This window comes from Cupriavidus sp. GW821-FHT07C08 (genome assembly GCF_059419025.1).
Genome location: NZ_JBWKQZ010000001.1, coordinates 12,731 through 27,973 on the forward strand (window position 1 = coordinate 12,731; position 15,243 = coordinate 27,973).

A 15,243-nucleotide genomic window follows, 5' to 3' on the forward strand; every position below is an offset into this window, starting at 1 on the left:
CCCGCAGCTAAATCGAGAAGCAAGGAGACCAACCATGGCAATCGTCCGACGCGTCTTTCAGGTGGCTGTTGTTGCGGCGCTGTTCGCCAGCGGCGCAGCCTTCGCGCAGAAGGAAACGGGTAAGTTGATCGTGGGTTATCCCTCGGGCCAGTCTGTCGACGTGGTCGCCCGGATCCTGGCCCACCGCCTCGGTCCGGCGATCGGGCGGTTGCTGATCGTGGAGAATATGCCGGGGCAGTCCGGCAGCCTGGCTCTGGCAGCGGTTGCGCGGATGCCCGCCGACGGCAGCGTGATGACGCTGTCGGCCTCGGCGGCTCTGGCTGGCAATCCTTTCCTGTATCGGAACCTGCGTTATGACACGGCCAAAGATTTCGAGCCGATCGGCCTGGTCTACGATGCGCCGCTGCTGCTGATGGTCAATAGCGCGCTTCCCATTCACTCTCTCAAGGAGCTGATTGCCTACGTGAAGGCGAATGCGGGAAAGGTCAACTATTCTTCCCCTGGCAACGGTTCGGTGTCCCATCTTGCGATGTCGGAACTCCTGCGGCGAACCGGCATGGAAATGACGCATGTCCCCTATGCCGGTTCCGCCAAGTCGCTGACCGACCTTGCCGCAGGTGAGGTGCAGGTTGCGTTCGATGCCGTTGCAGGCGCGCAGCCCTATCTCGCCAGCGGCAAGGTGCGTGCGATTGCGGTGAGTTCCCGGGAGCGCCTGACGACACTGCCGTCCGTACCGACAGTCGCTGAGAGCGGAGTGGGCATGGACGACTTCGACATGGTCCCGTGGGTGGGTCTGCTCGCGCCCGCCGGCACCCCGAAGCCTGTCGTGGACAAGGTGAGCGCGGAGCTCGCCAGGATCGTCCAGTCTCCCGAACTGTCCCAACGGATCGCCGCCCTGGGCGGCCGCCCCCGCAGCAGCACCGCGGCGGAATTCAGGACCTTCCTGCGGGGCGAAATGGGGCGGTGGGCGGCCGTCGTCAAGGCGTCCGGCGCCCGCGTGGAGTGATGTCATGATTGCTGTCGGCTCTGCCACGCTCGCTCGTGACACGCGGCACCATCGGGTCCTGGAGAACGGATTCAGCTTCCATCGCAGTGAGTGGATGCAGACCGGGTCCGACCCGCAGCTGTCTCCCACCGTCTTTCTGGTGGAGCAGCCTGCGCATTCGGTGCTGCCTGCACACTTTCATACGCAGAATCAATTCCAGGTCTTCAAGCAGGGATCGGGATCCCTGGGATCTCGTGCGGTCGGGCCCGGCTCTGTCCACTACGCCGGCGCGTTCACAGGGTATGGGCCTTTGGTGGCCGGGCCGCAGGGGCTGAGTTACTTCACTATCCGTGCGGTGTCCGAAACGGGCGCGAACTTTCTTCCGGTGGCGCGGGACAAGCTGCGCCGCGGACCGAAGCGGCACGCGCACGGGCCAACACATGAACCCCGAACGCTCGAGCAGCTCCGTGCCCTGAAGGCCCCTGTGCGTGCGGTACTGATTGAAGCCGATGCAGGCGGCCCCGAAGCCTTTGCATTGCAGCTGCCGCCGTTCTCGGAATTGAGGGGCCCGGCTGCCCGCGGCTCGGGGCAATTCCAGCTCGTCCTTGCCGGTGAACTGAACACCCCGGAACGCCGGTTGCAGCAGTGGGAGAGTCGGTTCCTGTCAACGGGTGAGCATGGCGGCGCCTGCAGCGCCGGTCCGCAGGGCCTTCACCTCCTCGTGCTGCAGGTGCCGGTCATGGCTGCTGAGTACTTGCCCGTCCGTTGAAGGGCGTCGCATCTTCTGTATACTGGACGAATGACCACAGCAAAATCGAGCGCATTGCGAAAACGGGATCCACAGCCGCTGTCCGTGGAGCAGGTCTGCGAGCGGATTCGCTCCGCCATCCTGCGCGGAGACTTGCGGCCAGGCGCAAAACTGACAGAGCAGGAGCTCGCCGCGGAATTCGAAGTGAGCCGCACGCCCATCCGGGAGGCGATCCGCCAACTCGAGACCGAGCGGCTCGTCACCCGGACGCCTTTCGTCGGTGTCACGGTGAGGCAGCTGACTCCGGAAGAGGTGCTTGAGCTCCTGGACATCCGCGAGGTGCTCGAGGGTCTGGTGGCACGTCAGGCGACGCGGCATATGGATGCCGCGCACCTGCAGAAGCTGAAGAAGCTGCTCCAGCAACTGACTGCCTGCGCGAAGAAGGAAGATGTCGCGGGCTATCTTGACCACGCGCTGGCGTTTCGCCGTGTGCTCGTTGAATGCTGCCGCAGCGACACGCTGGCCGAGTACGTCCTCGCCATCGAGAATCAGTTGCGCCTGATGGGCAATCGAACCGCTGTGCTGCCCGGTCGGATGGAAGCCGCGATCGAGGAACACGAGAAGTTGCTGGATGCCATCAGTCGCGGCGATGGCGCTGCGGCGGAGCAGCTGAACCGGGAGCGCATCCAGCACATCCGTGACGCGGTTGCGAAGACGATTACCTTCTCGATCTTCTAGACCGCAGGCTGCAGCCGCCTGGGCAGGCTCTCAAGTGCGGTACGAGGTGCCGCGCTCCCGCTCGAGCTTGCGCAACAGGCCAGGCCATTCCACCTTGCCAACCTCCAGGAAGCCGCCAGGACCAAGCATCTTGCGCCCTTGGGCGCGGGTATGCCGGATGGTGGCCTCGGACAATTCATGAAGCGGTACGCCACCAGCCTGGCCATCGATCTGGTACTGACAGGCCGTCTCCAGGCGCAGCATCCAGCAGAACGCCTCTCCCACACTGCGGCCAACTGTTAGCGCACCGTGGTTGCGCAGGATCAGCACGCGCCCCTCGGGGCCGAGGTCGCGCACCAGTCGCTGCCGTTCGTCCTCATCGAGCGCCGCGCCTTCGTAGTCGTGGTAGCCGAGAAAGTCAAGCATGACACAGGCCTTCTGGCTGACAGGCCGCAGCCCCATGGCCTGCATCGCGATCGCGTTGTTGGCGCGCGTGTGGCTGTGCATGACGCATTGCAGATCAGACTGCGACATGTGAATGGCGCTGTGGATGATGAAGCCGGCGGGGTTGAGCAGCGACGGATCGCCCGCCACGACGCGGCCGGCCAGGTCCACCTTGAGCAGGGCCGAAGCCGTCATCTCGTCGAAAAGGGTGCCCAGCGGGTTGACCAGGAAATGATGTTCGGGCCCGGGCAGCAGGACCGAGATGTGCGTCGACGCGAGGTCGGACATGCCATAAAGGTCGGTGAGCTGATAGCACGCGGCAAGGTCGCAGCGCAGCCGCCACTCGACCAGATCCATGCCGTCGGGCATTGCGGGGGAAGAAAGCTGCTCGGTATCGCTTCTCATGGCTTTGTCTCCTTGTAATCTCTGATAGTGGTCTGCGCGACGCCTGCTCAGTCCTCGTTGCGGAACCCCGATGCCTGGACGAGCGGACGCCAGAACTCGCGCTCGGCGTGCAGCGTGCGGGTCACGGTCGCGCCAGGCAGACCAGTCGCTTCCAGACCGACACGCGACAACAAGACTTTCATCTGCGGTTTCTGCATGGCGGCAACGAACGCCCGCTCCAACCGTTGCACCACCTCCGGCGGCGTCCCCGCGGGCACAAAGGCGCTGTAAGATGCATTCGCGTGATCGAAGGCGTCGATGCCTGCCTCGCGCACGGTCGGCACGTCGGGGAGGGCCGGGTTGCGATGGGTGCCAGACACGGCCAGGATCCGAATCTTTCCTGCGCGATAAAGCTCCAACTGGCTGGCCAGGGCGTCGGTGGCTAACGGGACGTGCCCGCCCACGAGGTCCGTTACGAGCGGCGCGCCGCCTTTGTAGGCCACGGGCCTGAGCGGTACGCCTACGGTTCGGCCCATGCCGAGGATGGCGAAATGCAATGTCCCGCCCAGCGAGGTGAGGCCGATACTGCCCTGCGAAGGGTTAGCACGGACCCAGCTCACGTACTCCTGCAGCGTCTTGTAGGGGCGATCTGCGCCCGCCGAGATCACCGTGGGGACTTCTGCAAGCTGCGCTACGGCAATGAAGTCGCGATCGACGTCGTAATCAAGCCGCCGGTAGGTCATCGGGAAGATCACCATCGGCGCATTCGATGAAAGAAGCACAGTCCTGCCGTCGGGCTGCGACCGCTTGACGGAGTCGATGGAGATGCGCGTCGATGCGCCCGGCCTGTTTTCCACGATCACCGTGCCCATGCCAGCCAGGCGAAGTTGATCCGCCAGCGCGCGCGCGAGGGTGTCCAGTGCGCCCCCGGGCGGGAAGCCGACAACAAGCCGCAAAGGCGTTGCGTTCGTTGCAGGGGTTTGCGCGCTAGCCGGGTTCGCTGCCAGGGCGGCCATTGTGGCCAGCGAGGCAACCGCAAGCAAATGGCGTATCGATTTCATCATGACACCTCCACATCTGGCCAGCGTGACAAGAGATTCTGCGAAGCCTCGAGCAGCGCAGCCGCGCCGAGAAGCTCGGACTCCCCGCGCAGACGACCGACCAACTGCAGCCCGATGGGCAGTCCGTCACGGCCGAAACCGCAGGGCAGGGTGATGGCGGGGTGGCCGGTCAGGTTGAACGGCATGGTCCAGGGGAACCAGTTGGATCGCACCTCGTCGTACAGCCGGCCGTCGATCTCGATCTGCCCGAACAGGTCCTGGTCAATCGGCAGCGCTGTGCGCGCAATGGTGGGAACGGCGATGAAGTCGTGGTCGCGAAGCAGCGCCTGCACGTGCCGGAACAGCCGGGTGCGTTCGAAGTTGGCCCGCTGGTAGTCGACCGCGCTGTAGTCATTGGCAAGGGCCAACTGTTGCAACAGCGACGGGCTGAGCCGCTCAGGCTGCTCGCGGGCCATCTGGCCAAAGCGCGCTCGCCATACCGTGTGGTTGATGGTGCGCCAGAGCGGCTCGATGTTGAAGCCCGAGCCGGGCATTTCCGCGAGCTCCGCACCCAGGTCCTGCAGCCGCTCCAGAGCAGACCCGAAGCACTTGGCCACATCTGCTGCCAGCGGCCGGCCTGGCGGCACGCTTGCGAACAGGATCCGCTTACGCCGCAGGTCAGTGACAGCGCGCATTGCACCGAGGTAATCGGTGGCGCGCACGCCGGCAGACCATGGGTCCGACGCGTCTTCGCCGGCCATTGCCTGGAGCATCAAGGCCGTGTCGGCCACCGTGCGCGAGATCGGGGTGACATAGGTGAGATTGCCGAAGACATCCTCCACCTGAGAATGCGGAACCAGCCCGATGCTTTGCTTCAGGCCTACGACACCGTTGCAGGCCGCCGGGATGCGGGTGGAACCGCCGCCGTCCGTGGCGATGCCGATCGGGGCGAGGCCAGCCGCCACCGCCACCGCCGCGCCGCCGCTGGAGCCACCGCTGGTGCGGTCGGGGTGCCAGGCATTGCGCGTGCGTCCGAACAGCGGTGCATCGGTAAGGCACTTCGCCCCGAACTCCGATGTGGTCGTTTTCCCGATGAGGATGGCGCCCTGGCTGCGCAGTCGGGCGACGGCTACCGCGTCCTCGGTCGGGACGTTGTCCGCGAACAGTAGCGAGCCAAAGGTGGTACGCACGCCGCGCGTGTTCACCAGGTCCTTGCAGGCGTATGGAATGCCGTGCAGCAATCCTGCCGGCTCCCCGCGCATGAGCGCTCGCTCCGCGGCTCTTGCCTCGCGCATGGCCTCGTCCGGGCAGAGCGTGATGAAGCAGTTGAGCGTCGATTGAAGCCGGGTGGCACGGTCCAACACGGCGCGCGTCACTTCGACCGGGGAAACCTCGCGGGCAGTTATCGCTTCGCGAAGCCGCACGGCAGGCAAAAAGCAGAGTTCCTCATTCATGCAAGACACCCTCGGAGATTCCGGCGCAAGTGACCGGCGACGAATCCAAGTTGACACCCACCGCTCCACCCGGTCAAATACCCGTTCACAATCAGGCCATATCAGAATCGTATGACCCATCGACCATGGACCTTAAGAGCCTGCGTTATTTCGTTGCCGTAGCGGAGGCCCGCAGCGTGGGCAAGGCCGCCGAGCGCCTTCATATGGCGCAACCGCCGCTGTCCGTCCAGATTCGCAACCTCGAGGCACAACTCGGCACGCCGCTCTTTGTGCGCGAATCCACCGGAATGCGACTGACAGACGCGGGAAGCGCGCTTTTCGCGCGCGCGCGGGAAGCCCTGGCGTTGGCTAACGAGGGGTTCGAAGCGGCACGCGCCGTAGCGTCCGGGCGGCTCGGGCGGCTGTCTGTCGGCTACATGTTTTCGCTCGGCTACGCTGTATTGCCGAAGCTCGTGCCACAGTTGCGCCGCTTGCTCCCGGACGTGGAACTGCAGTTCGTCGAGATGAGCACCGCGACGTATGAAGCGCAGATTGTCGACCACAAGGTAACGCTTGGTTTGTGCATGCCACCGATTCAGCGGCCCGACATGGCCACGACGATCGTGGGCATGCAACCGCTACGACTGGCCTTGCCTGCACGTGCACAGCTCGCGCGGCTTTCGTCGGTACCGGTGGCACGGCTGCAGGGGCAGAGACTGATTGCGCTGCCCACACTGAAAGAGGGCGCAGACACTTCGTTGGTTGCCGCTCTGCTGCGGCGCAACCAGGTAACCATGCAAATCGTCGAACGGGTGGAAACGGTTCACGCAGCACTGGCCCTGGTACTTGCAGGCGAGGGGTATGCGATCGTGCCGGCGTGTGCGGAAGTCGGCCGGCCTCCGGGTGTCGTGTTCCGGAAGTTCAAGGACGTCGCGGAAGGGTTCGAGGTGGCGGTCTGCCGGCGCCGCGACCTGGAAAGCCCTTTCATCGAGCCGTTCATCGCGGCGGCGCGGCATGCGCTCCGATGACGGCTATGCATCGGCGGGTAACGTTGTATCGCCCCCTTAAGGACACGTAGAAGAGACGGCCGCTCGAGCACCTGGGCGCCACGCCGGCTCCGTGTGGAGTACGCCGATCGGTATCGCAACGGTGGGAGCAAACCATGCGGTTGATCATCGAAGCCAGGTTGGCCGACGAGGGCAGCGACACTGGCCATGAGGTTGACGGAGTTTTGGCCGTGACTGAGCGCCGTGACTGTAGTCTTGCGGACCTGGACCTGGACCTGACCCTCGCGGAGGGGCCGTCGCAGCAGGCCGAGTTGGTTTCGAAACAAGTGGAGCGGTGGCTCTCGCTGGCCCTTCGTCCTGCAGCACCACCAGGTGGGTGGCGAGCTAGAGGGAGTGCCGGGCGGATTCGTTGCAGTGGATGTCGCGATAGAGGTCGGTCCCGGTCAGCACCGCTACTAGCGGACGATCCGGGCAGGCTGCGGCAAACCTTGCGATACTGTCTGCCGACCGCCGGGCGTGCAAGGCGATCATTCAGTCGGGCAGGGCGCCGCGCTCGCCGTCCGACGGCCACTCCGCTGCCGCAGGACTTCGTAGTCGGCGCGCAAGAAGCGGGACCAGCGGCTGGCGGTTTGCCAGTTGCCGTTATTGGCTTTCCGGAGTGCCGGACTGATAATTGCCACTGTGGCCTTTGGAGGGTGCATGGCGATGAGCGCTGAAGGGCTTGCTGCGAGAAGGATAAACAAGTTCGGGCTGGATGAGGCGTTCGTCGAAGCGCATCGACGCACGTGGGCCTTCCTGCAGGATTTGTCGCCGTCCCAATGGCGGGTTCGCTACGATCCGGGCATCAACCCGCCATTGTGGGAGTATGCCCATATCGCCTGGTTTACGGAGCACTAATGGGAGCATCGGGAGACGGCGGATTCGTGTTTGACAATGAGAAGTGGGCCCACGCAGTCCGGGTATTTTGAGCGTGGTCGCGAAATCCCCCGCAATGATGCAAGATCGGCTCCTGCCTCCGCGCTGTTTCCGAGATGCCGTCGCTGTTGCGCTGCCGTTGGCGCTGACGTTCGCCTTGTCCGGCTGCGCAGCCGTATCCGGCCCCACGTGCGCGGCCGGCGAGGAGCGCGCGGTTAGCGAGCTGATGTACTTTGGCATGGCGAAGCCTGATGGGGTGGTCTCGGCGTCTGAATGGGACGCCTTCCTGCAAGGCTCGGTGACTCCGCGCTTTGCGCAGGGTTTTACGGCCTGGCCTGCTTCAGGACAATGGCGCGGCGCCAGTGGCCGCGTGGTTCGCGAGGCCTCATACGTCCTCAGTCTGGTGTACCCCGCGGACGAGCGCAGCGAAGCCGAGGCGCGAGCAATCGTCAACGAGTACAAGACCCGCTTTCAGCAGGAAGCAGTGCTCCGGGTTCGCAGCCAGGTTTGTGTGTCGTTCTAGCACAGCGCGCCAGTAGCCGGCGCAAGCGGCTTTGCGACTGCGGTGGCTCATATCACTCGGTACGAGATCCGGGTTTGGACCCGTCCAAGGATTATCGTAACGGGTTGGAATATTCGGCCCGGCTCGCGTGTTTACCAAGCAGTGCAGGCAAGAGTCCCTGCATGGCGTGCACTATGCTGGATGGAATCGCGCCCGCCGCCCCTTACCGGAGATCGATCATGCGCCATCGCGTGTCCGCCTGGCTAGCCGCCGCTGCGGCAACCCTGCTGTGCGCCTGTGCCACCCTCCAGCCGGTGGAGACCGCCCGGAAGATGTTCGGCAGCCCGCAGAGCGCCGTACGCGACACCTTTGGCACCCCCTCGGAGACCTACCAGCTCGCCGACGGCACCAGCCGATGGATCTACTCGAAGCAGCCGCTCGGCTTCGAAGTTTACGCGGCGGACTTCGACGCAAGCGGCAAGCTGGCCAATTTCCGCCAGATGCTGACCGAAAAGGAGATCTATGAGGCCCGCCCTGGCGTCTGGACCAAGCAGGACGTTGCCGAGCGCTTCGGCCGGCCCCGCGAGCCGATCGAGTACTACCCCATGATGAAACGCGAGGCCTGGTCCTATCGGCTCTACGCGGGCGCCTACCAGCCGGCGCACTTCAGCGCCTACTTTGACGAGCGCGGCGTGCTGGATCGCACCATGATCATTGTCGACCCGCTCGGCGGCGACGCGCGCGACGGCAGCAAGTAGGCGCTGCCAGTCCTTTTCCAAAATATCCTCTGCCGCCGGAGCTGGCGCGGGCGTGGTGGATAGCCAGTCGGTGCGTACGATCGTCTCACGTTGATGGATAAAGCGCACTTCCTAGGCTTGGCACTAGGCTCTCCACTGCTCGCTACCGGCTGTGTAGACCCTGTCTGGCACACGCCGCACTCGCCGCTCGGTTTGTCGATGGATACGGCGGGCGTACTGCTGGTGCGCAAGACTTTTCGGATGCGGCTGGGAACCGCTTGCGCCGTGGCGCCTTCCTTGCAACCTGATGCGCAAGCACCGACCTTCCGCACGCAACTGCACCAAGGCGTATGCTATTCGCAAGGCGACTTCATCTTGAAGGCGGGCTGGGTACTGAGGGCCATTCACTACCACCCACCATCTGTTATCAGGGGGGCGTATGCGCGTACTTGTCATTGGAGCCACCGGGCTCCTTGGAAAAGAAATTATGGCCTTGTTGTCGGGAGAGCATGACTTGATAGGAGCCAGTCGTAGCTCTCCGGTCTCAGTGGACATCTCTGACAAGCAGTCGATTCTGGCGATGTACAAACAAGTGGGCACGGTCGACGCCGTGGTCTGTGTAGGAGGCACCGCGAAATTCGCCCCATTGGACGATTTGACCGATGATGATTTCGCGTTCAGCCTGGCCAATAAGCTGATGGGGCAGGTCAATCTTGTCCGGTATGGAGTTCAGTACATCACGCGGGGCGGGTCGGTCACGCTTACCAGCGGGACCCTCGCGCAGCATCCAATGCCGGGTGGTGCAGCGGTAAGCACCGTGAACGCCGGCATCGAGGCGTTCGGGCGGGGAGCTGCGCTCGAATTGCAGGGCAGGATTCGCGTCAATGTCGTCAGCCCCGGATGGGTGTGGGAAACGCTCGAAGCGATGGGACGTGACCCGGCCAAGGGCGTTCGGGCGGCCGTGGTCGCACAGGCCTACCAGAAGTGCATTATGGAAGACATTTCTGGGCAGGTGGTGTCAGTTACCCACTGAATCACATTGTCCGCACTCCGCTGGCAAGGCGTGGTTGGTGTGAAGTCGCCAGCGATGGCCGTCATGCCGGCGGTGGCCCTCGCGTCGAGGTCATGGTCGTACCATTTGCACTCTCGCTGACGACGTTCTCTTCATTTGCTGAGACGTTGAAGCGAAGTCGCTAGTCCGGGTTGTAGGTCCGGTGTACACGCGTCGGGCGTAGACGGAGGAAGTCATGACCATGCCAAAGTTCTCGATAGCACCGCTAGAGGGACGACTCGCCGCTGGGCAGGACTCCGTTCTCCTCAGGGTTACGCTTGCACTCGCGTACCAGCAACAAGGAGAGTTGGCCGCTGCTGTTCCTCATCTGGTCAAAGCCACCGAGTTAGACCCGCACTATTCGGGCGCTTGGCGAGCCCTCGGAGTTCTCTATGTGGACCTCGGCCAGGATGCGAAGGCGCGTGTAGCGTTTCAGAAGGGAATTGAAGCCGCGAATGCCCACGGCGACAAACAGGCTGAAAAGGAAATGATTGTGCGTCTTCGACGTTTGGACCGGCAATCAGGCGCTGCTGGCGGTCAATCAGGGGTCGGCAAGACGTAGTCGTACGCGAGAACAGTCTGCCGGCCAGCGCGGTAGCAGCTGCGGGGCCGGAAAAAGAGGGCGAATGTCGACGTTCGAGGTCGCCCGCGTAGCCGCGCTTCTGGCGCCCAGTTGCTATTTGTCACCGTATCCCGGCGGTTATTGGGAGGACCAGGGATACAACTGGTTTGGGGGCTCCTGATGGTCCATCCGAGCCAGAGCGGCATGCCTGGCGGCTTAGCCCTAGTTACGCCAGGAAGCCCCACGAGAAGAAGGAAGGCATGAGCAAAGAGACGATGGGAAAGGAATCGATAAGCAAAGAGTCAATCGGCAGGGACACCACGAAGCATTAGGAGGTCGTGCACTCGGTGCCGCCCATGGGCTAGCGGGCGAATGGGAGCCTCAACTGCCGTCGCCTGACCCGCAGTTGAGCTTGCTGCCACCAGCAAGCGCTGCGCAGTAGCGACCGTCCATTCGCTTAGGGCGTCAGCATCGCCCTAACGCGCTGCCAAAAGCACCGCCCACGCGAGATACAGGAGGCCTACCGCTAGAAGGCCGGCTGCCAGAGCCCAGTAATAGCGGGCCCCATGGTGGGGCGGGTGCGCATGAAAATAGTGAACTATGGGTTTCATCGGTACTACCTAGGGCAAGTTGCCGCGCTGAATTGGGCTTTTTTAGATTAGTCCTTTCTCTGCAATTCGCCGACGCAAAGTGCATGCCGGAGGCGCACGTGGCCATTAATCTCACGCACGCTCTGGCTGCTGGGCCGCAGGATGTTCCCCTCCGCGCTGGTAGCGTCGGCCTGTGTGAACAGTGACCGGGCTATCTCAATTCGCAATGCATGCACAGTGCTGAGGTTGGCGGGGCGCCTTGAAACTCCGACGACGCTCTAGCGTCCGAGGGCGCCTTGTCGGCAGGAATGAGCGAAAAGCCCCACCGCGCGAAATAGGCGGGCGCCGACTCCGACAGCAATACTGCATGTCGTACATCGGTGCCGCGTGCACGCATCAGGAGGGCGTCGACAAGGCGAGTAGCGACACCTCTATCCCGAGAGGCGGGTTCAACGGCTACCGAGCGGATGACGATGGATTCTCCATGACGCTCTGCCGCTGCGCAGCCAATGATGCGACTGTCGCTATGCGCGACGTGAAAGCTGTCAATAATCTCCGCTACGCCATCTGTGGTTAGGCGGCATTGTTCGAGCAATGCGGCTATTTGAGGCAAATCGGCGAGGGAGGCCAAACGGAGGTGAAGGTACGGCGGCATGATGCTGTCTCTTGCTAGTGCTCGACGTGGCTCCACGAAGCCCGCGACACATCTTATATGTTGCTCACAATCACGACGAATCTCTCCGCGCAATCGCGTGGGGCGGGATGCTACCGCTTGAAATCATTCCTGGCAACGGTGCGCGGCCACTTCGTCGCTAAAAGTTTGCGACGAAATGTATCTGAAATTCTGGACAGCTTAATCCTTCCGAATATTCGTGATGGCCGTCTCGCAGAGGCCAAGGAATTCGCGGCGCTGGTCATCTACCCTTGTTCCAAGGAAGCCGCTTTCCTGACCGGCGGGAACATTGCCATCAACGGTGGGCAGCATCTTTAGTAAGCTGGATTGCCCGTGCCCAGACCGTGCGGTACAACCCTGTTTGGGGTCGCAGTCGCGATGTTCCACCGTCGGCGGCAATGTGTCCGTCCAAGGAAACGAGCAAAGTCACGGCTGTCCAAACGAGTATGTGTCATAACATGATGGGGCAACCTGCGGCCCTCATGCCGGACATGACGCAGGCGATCGAGCCTGGAAGGCTGGGTCTAAGGCAGCCACTACTGGCGCGTGTGAGTACTCGTCTAGCTTGTGATGGAATCAGGACTTTACATGGATGAATTAAATATCATTCACATCAGAATTAAGTGGATTTGATTTTGACTGGCGTTGGGCACGAGGCGAAGCGTAGCGCAGGCGGAGATTGCGTTTGAAGTGATTGGAACTCATTCAGTTAGCCGATGGCATGCCTCGTACTCTTGCGACATACTGCCTCAAAGTGTTGCATGTGCAGGATAAAAAAGAATGATAAAAGATGTGCGAATTCGCGCAGCCGGGTCGGCAGACGTGGAGGCAATCTCGCAGGTGCTCCATTCCTGCGGTTTGCCCGGCAGCAATACAGACCCCTCGTCCCGCCTCTACAGCCTGGCCGTCCTAGGTGAGAAGGTAATAGGCTGCGCCAGCGGCGAAATGCATGGCGAGACGGTCATCGTCCATGCCGCTGCGGTTCTCGACGAGTACCGGGGCCATCAGATCGCCACGCATCTTGTGAGGGCCATCCTGATGCGCGCCCGCGCCAGCGGCTGCACCAGGGCTGCAGTGCTCACGGCCGAGCATCCCGCGTTCTTTGCCCGCTTTGGGTTCACGCTCACCGCGTTGGACGACATGCCGCAGGAGATGCAGCTATCGAAGGAATTCCTTCGGCGCTTTGGTGCAAGGACGCATTACATGTGCCGTCGTCTCGACTGATTTCGGAGTACCCCGAGTCCAGGGCGGTGCGCACCCGTGTTCTTCGGCTTACTGGTGTGGTGCTGTGGCGCAAACCATTAAGCATCGCCCTCCGCACCGAATCCTTGCGCTGGGCCCATCTCGGGGGCGGTAGCAGAGTATGAACTCAACATGGTCGCAACCTCGGCCATTCGGACTACCTCAATTGGGGTACCTACATCAACGCGCGCCTCGGGAACGTTGGAAGCGAGTCCCACAACTCCGGCCAGAAGCCAAAGTGCTGCGAACTTCCGCATGGCTTACTCCTTGTCCTCTTACAAATACTCTAGGCAAGGGGGGTTCGATGGTGTATTTGCGGATTCGCACGGCGGTTACTTTTTGTAACGCGATATGAAAGCACACGCTGTCCCGCCGAACGGAGAACTCGGTCGACAACGTTCACTGACGAGCTTTCTCGCGGGACTGGATTCGAAGAACGTCCGAAATGATGTTGAACAGGGCTGCACGTGGAGGCGCGCCCGGCTGCGCTGGCGACTTATGTTTGGCAGTTGCAAACCTTACGGATTGTCACGACTTGTGGGTCAACGCGGACGCCAACCGTACCGTTTTTCCGGTAAGCAAGGCGCATTGCCGAGCTGCTAAATATTTCCCAGGAGTTCACGTCATGAAGAAGCTGTTCGCTGCTCTCGCCTCCGCAGCCCTCGTCGGTACCGTTTTCGCGCAGACTGGTGTGCCAGCTTCCGCGACTCAGCCGCAGGGCGATGCGGGGAAAGACCAGGTAAAGATCGTCAAGGAGAAGAGCGCCACGCAGGCAAAGGCCGACAAGAACAAGAAGAGTGTCGGCGCGCAGGGCGATGAAGTAAAGGCTCAGGCCAGCGCCAACAAGGAGAAGGCTGACGTAAAGACTGATGCCAGTAAGCCCGCCGCCAAGGGCACCCACCACAAGGCGAGCAAGACGAAGGCCACCCATACAGAGGCTGGTATGGCGAAGGCTGACGCAAAGAATGATTCCGACAAGGCGAAGGCCAAGGCGGATGTGGCGAAGCCCGAGGCGCAGCCCGAAGCCGCGAAGCCCGCACCCGGCATGGACAAGACGAAGAAGCAGTAAGCTGCTCCCATCGAGCGAACAGGAGGTCGGTTGCTAAGGCAAAAGCCATTGCAACGATGCTCGAGTGCAGGAGCCTTGTGGAGAGTGCCAGTTGACTGGAACGCCAGCTTGGCCTCTCCGCCTTTCTCAAGATGAGGGAAGCGCCATGAAGGCCTTTCTCGCATTGCTAATTGCCACATCTACACTGCTCGGCGGTTGCGTCGTGGTGCCGTACGATGGCGGGTACTATGGCGGTGGATACTATGGACCGTACGGGTACTGGGGCCGCCGGCACCACGGATACCATAGACATCATGGAGACGACGACTAACGCGGAATTTGACGCTTTCGTTGCAACCGAAACTCTAGCCATTCAGTTTCGATATCCGATAAAACGGCATCGGGCTGCACGTGGCGCCAAGCCAAAGTAGGAACTTGCCCTGTGTCAGGCAAGGATGGCGTGACAGATGACGTTTCCGAGGCGGTCGACTAGCCTCGGCTGTGCTCGCAAGGCCATGCCAAGAGCGTGGTCTGTATTTGGGATGTCGACAATTTCCGTGTGTTCGGCGCGTCTGGCGTTCGCAATGAGCAGCTCACCGATGGTGGCCGGAACGACGGTGTCTTCAGTAGCGCGGACCACCGTTAAGCGGCCAGGAAATGACGCTATCTGTTCGAAGACAACTGAGCGCCGCCAGCTTTGCGCCGTGCGGAGAATCTTGGTGAAGGCTGGTCCGAAGGGAACCGCGAACGCGGCCGAATCGTAGGCGGCACCGACCAGTGTGACAAGTCGTCCGATGCGATTGTTAGGGGCAGCGGCAATGCGCACGGCGATTTCGGCGCTCATGCTGATGCCGATGACAGCGCGCGGCTCCGCTTCATCAAGGTACTGCAACGCTGCAATTGCTTCATCGTAGCGCTTACTCAGGGAATTGGGCGTTCGCGCTGAACTCTCGCCGTGCCCGGAGAAATCCACTGCGAGGGTCCCAAGTCCATGGCTAGCTAAATTTTGACGGAGCCCAAGCCAGTGGGACCGTTCGCTCGTGGCTGCGCCGCCATGCAGAACAAGGCAACTGGCGCGGCCCTCCACCTCGAGGCGGTCGGCGGCCAACACTTCGACACCGGTGTCAATTGCGAATGGTTTCAGGGCATACATGGTCCTCACATC

16 protein-coding genes and 1 pseudogene are annotated in these 15,243 nt (G+C 62.3%); 12 read left to right on the plus strand and 5 right to left on the minus strand.

Annotated elements, in window-relative coordinates:
• The first annotated feature begins 34 nt into the window (after positions 1 to 34).
• Genes AC07UK_RS00080 through AC07UK_RS00090 form a run of 3 tightly spaced genes read left to right on the plus strand, consistent with a single transcriptional unit; the run spans position 35 to position 2,471 of the window.
• Positions 35 to 1,006: a Bug family tripartite tricarboxylate transporter substrate binding protein gene (locus AC07UK_RS00080; protein WP_114132390.1), complete on the plus strand. Its 972-nt coding sequence runs from the start codon at positions 35 to 37 to the stop codon at positions 1,004 to 1,006.
• 4 nt (positions 1,007 to 1,010) lie between these two features.
• Complete coding sequence (locus AC07UK_RS00085; protein ID WP_436221715.1) at positions 1,011 to 1,754, plus strand: hypothetical protein; 744 nt, start codon at positions 1,011 to 1,013, stop codon at positions 1,752 to 1,754.
• Between the two features lie 30 nt (positions 1,755 to 1,784).
• Positions 1,785 to 2,471, plus strand: coding sequence for a GntR family transcriptional regulator (locus AC07UK_RS00090; RefSeq protein WP_436221716.1), 687 nt, complete (start codon positions 1,785 to 1,787; stop codon positions 2,469 to 2,471).
• Positions 2,472 to 2,501: 30 nt separating this feature from the next.
• Here AC07UK_RS00090 and AC07UK_RS00095 read toward each other — a convergent pair whose 3' ends face one another.
• Genes AC07UK_RS00095 through AC07UK_RS00105 form a run of 3 tightly spaced genes read right to left on the minus strand, consistent with a single transcriptional unit; the run spans position 2,502 to position 5,772 of the window.
• Positions 2,502 to 3,299 carry a class II aldolase/adducin family protein gene (locus AC07UK_RS00095; protein WP_494688083.1) on the minus strand — a complete coding sequence of 266 codons (798 nt, stop codon included), beginning with the start codon at positions 3,297 to 3,299 and terminating at the stop codon, positions 2,502 to 2,504.
• A 47-nt stretch (positions 3,300 to 3,346) separates the two neighbouring features.
• On the minus strand, positions 3,347 to 4,342 hold the full coding sequence (locus AC07UK_RS00100) for a tripartite tricarboxylate transporter substrate-binding protein (RefSeq protein WP_494688082.1): 996 nt from the start codon (positions 4,340 to 4,342) through the stop codon (positions 3,347 to 3,349).
• On the minus strand, positions 4,339 to 5,772 hold the full coding sequence (locus tag AC07UK_RS00105) for an amidase (RefSeq protein ID WP_494688081.1): 1,434 nt from the start codon (positions 5,770 to 5,772) through the stop codon (positions 4,339 to 4,341). The genes AC07UK_RS00100 and AC07UK_RS00105 overlap by 4 nt, the downstream gene beginning before the upstream one ends.
• Before the next feature lie 125 nt (positions 5,773 to 5,897).
• Here AC07UK_RS00105 and AC07UK_RS00110 point away from each other — a divergent pair, with 125 nt between their 5' ends.
• From AC07UK_RS00110 to AC07UK_RS00135, 6 genes are all read left to right on the plus strand, one after another.
• The gene (locus AC07UK_RS00110; RefSeq protein ID WP_436221720.1) at positions 5,898 to 6,779 is read left to right on the plus strand and encodes a LysR family transcriptional regulator; all 882 of its coding nucleotides are present in this window, start codon (positions 5,898 to 5,900) and stop codon (positions 6,777 to 6,779) included.
• Positions 6,780 to 7,457: 678 nt separating this feature from the next.
• Positions 7,458 to 7,655, plus strand: coding sequence for a DinB family protein (locus tag AC07UK_RS00115; RefSeq protein ID WP_436221721.1), 198 nt, complete (start codon positions 7,458 to 7,460; stop codon positions 7,653 to 7,655).
• 94 nt (positions 7,656 to 7,749) lie between these two features.
• Positions 7,750 to 8,196: a DUF3574 domain-containing protein gene (locus AC07UK_RS00120; RefSeq protein ID WP_494688080.1), complete on the plus strand. Its 447-nt coding sequence runs from the start codon at positions 7,750 to 7,752 to the stop codon at positions 8,194 to 8,196.
• 218 nt (positions 8,197 to 8,414) lie between these two features.
• On the plus strand, positions 8,415 to 8,933 hold the full coding sequence (locus AC07UK_RS00125) for a hypothetical protein (RefSeq protein WP_494688079.1): 519 nt from the start codon (positions 8,415 to 8,417) through the stop codon (positions 8,931 to 8,933).
• 418 nt (positions 8,934 to 9,351) lie between these two features.
• Positions 9,352 to 9,945, plus strand: coding sequence for a short chain dehydrogenase (locus AC07UK_RS00130; protein ID WP_494688078.1), 594 nt, complete (start codon positions 9,352 to 9,354; stop codon positions 9,943 to 9,945).
• A 214-nt stretch (positions 9,946 to 10,159) separates the two neighbouring features.
• Positions 10,160 to 10,525, plus strand: coding sequence for a tetratricopeptide repeat protein (locus AC07UK_RS00135; RefSeq protein ID WP_436221724.1), 366 nt, complete (start codon positions 10,160 to 10,162; stop codon positions 10,523 to 10,525).
• 801 nt (positions 10,526 to 11,326) lie between these two features.
• Here the strand turns inward: AC07UK_RS00135 and AC07UK_RS00140 are convergent.
• Positions 11,327 to 11,770, minus strand: a complete 444-nt coding sequence (locus tag AC07UK_RS00140) for a GNAT family N-acetyltransferase (protein ID WP_436221725.1) — start codon at positions 11,768 to 11,770, stop codon at positions 11,327 to 11,329.
• A 183-nt stretch (positions 11,771 to 11,953) separates the two neighbouring features.
• Here AC07UK_RS00140 and AC07UK_RS00145 point away from each other — a divergent pair.
• The 3 genes and pseudogenes from AC07UK_RS00145 to AC07UK_RS00155 form a co-directional block, all read left to right on the plus strand.
• Positions 11,954 to 12,106, plus strand: a pseudogene (locus tag AC07UK_RS00145) (beta-ketoacyl-ACP reductase); the annotation flags it as partial.
• A 462-nt stretch (positions 12,107 to 12,568) separates the two neighbouring features.
• Positions 12,569 to 13,012 carry a GNAT family N-acetyltransferase gene (locus AC07UK_RS00150; RefSeq protein ID WP_436221726.1) on the plus strand — a complete coding sequence of 148 codons (444 nt, stop codon included), beginning with the start codon at positions 12,569 to 12,571 and terminating at the stop codon, positions 13,010 to 13,012.
• A gap of 643 nt (positions 13,013 to 13,655) precedes the next feature.
• Positions 13,656 to 14,099 (plus strand): hypothetical protein, encoded by a 444-nt coding sequence (locus AC07UK_RS00155; protein WP_494688077.1) that lies wholly within the window; start codon positions 13,656 to 13,658, stop codon positions 14,097 to 14,099.
• 424 nt (positions 14,100 to 14,523) lie between these two features.
• On the opposite strand, the gene AC07UK_RS00160 is transcribed toward AC07UK_RS00155, so the two are convergent.
• The gene (locus tag AC07UK_RS00160) at positions 14,524 to 15,231 is read right to left on the minus strand and encodes an alpha/beta hydrolase (protein ID WP_494688076.1); all 708 of its coding nucleotides are present in this window, start codon (positions 15,229 to 15,231) and stop codon (positions 14,524 to 14,526) included.
• Positions 15,232 to 15,243 lie beyond the last annotated feature (12 nt).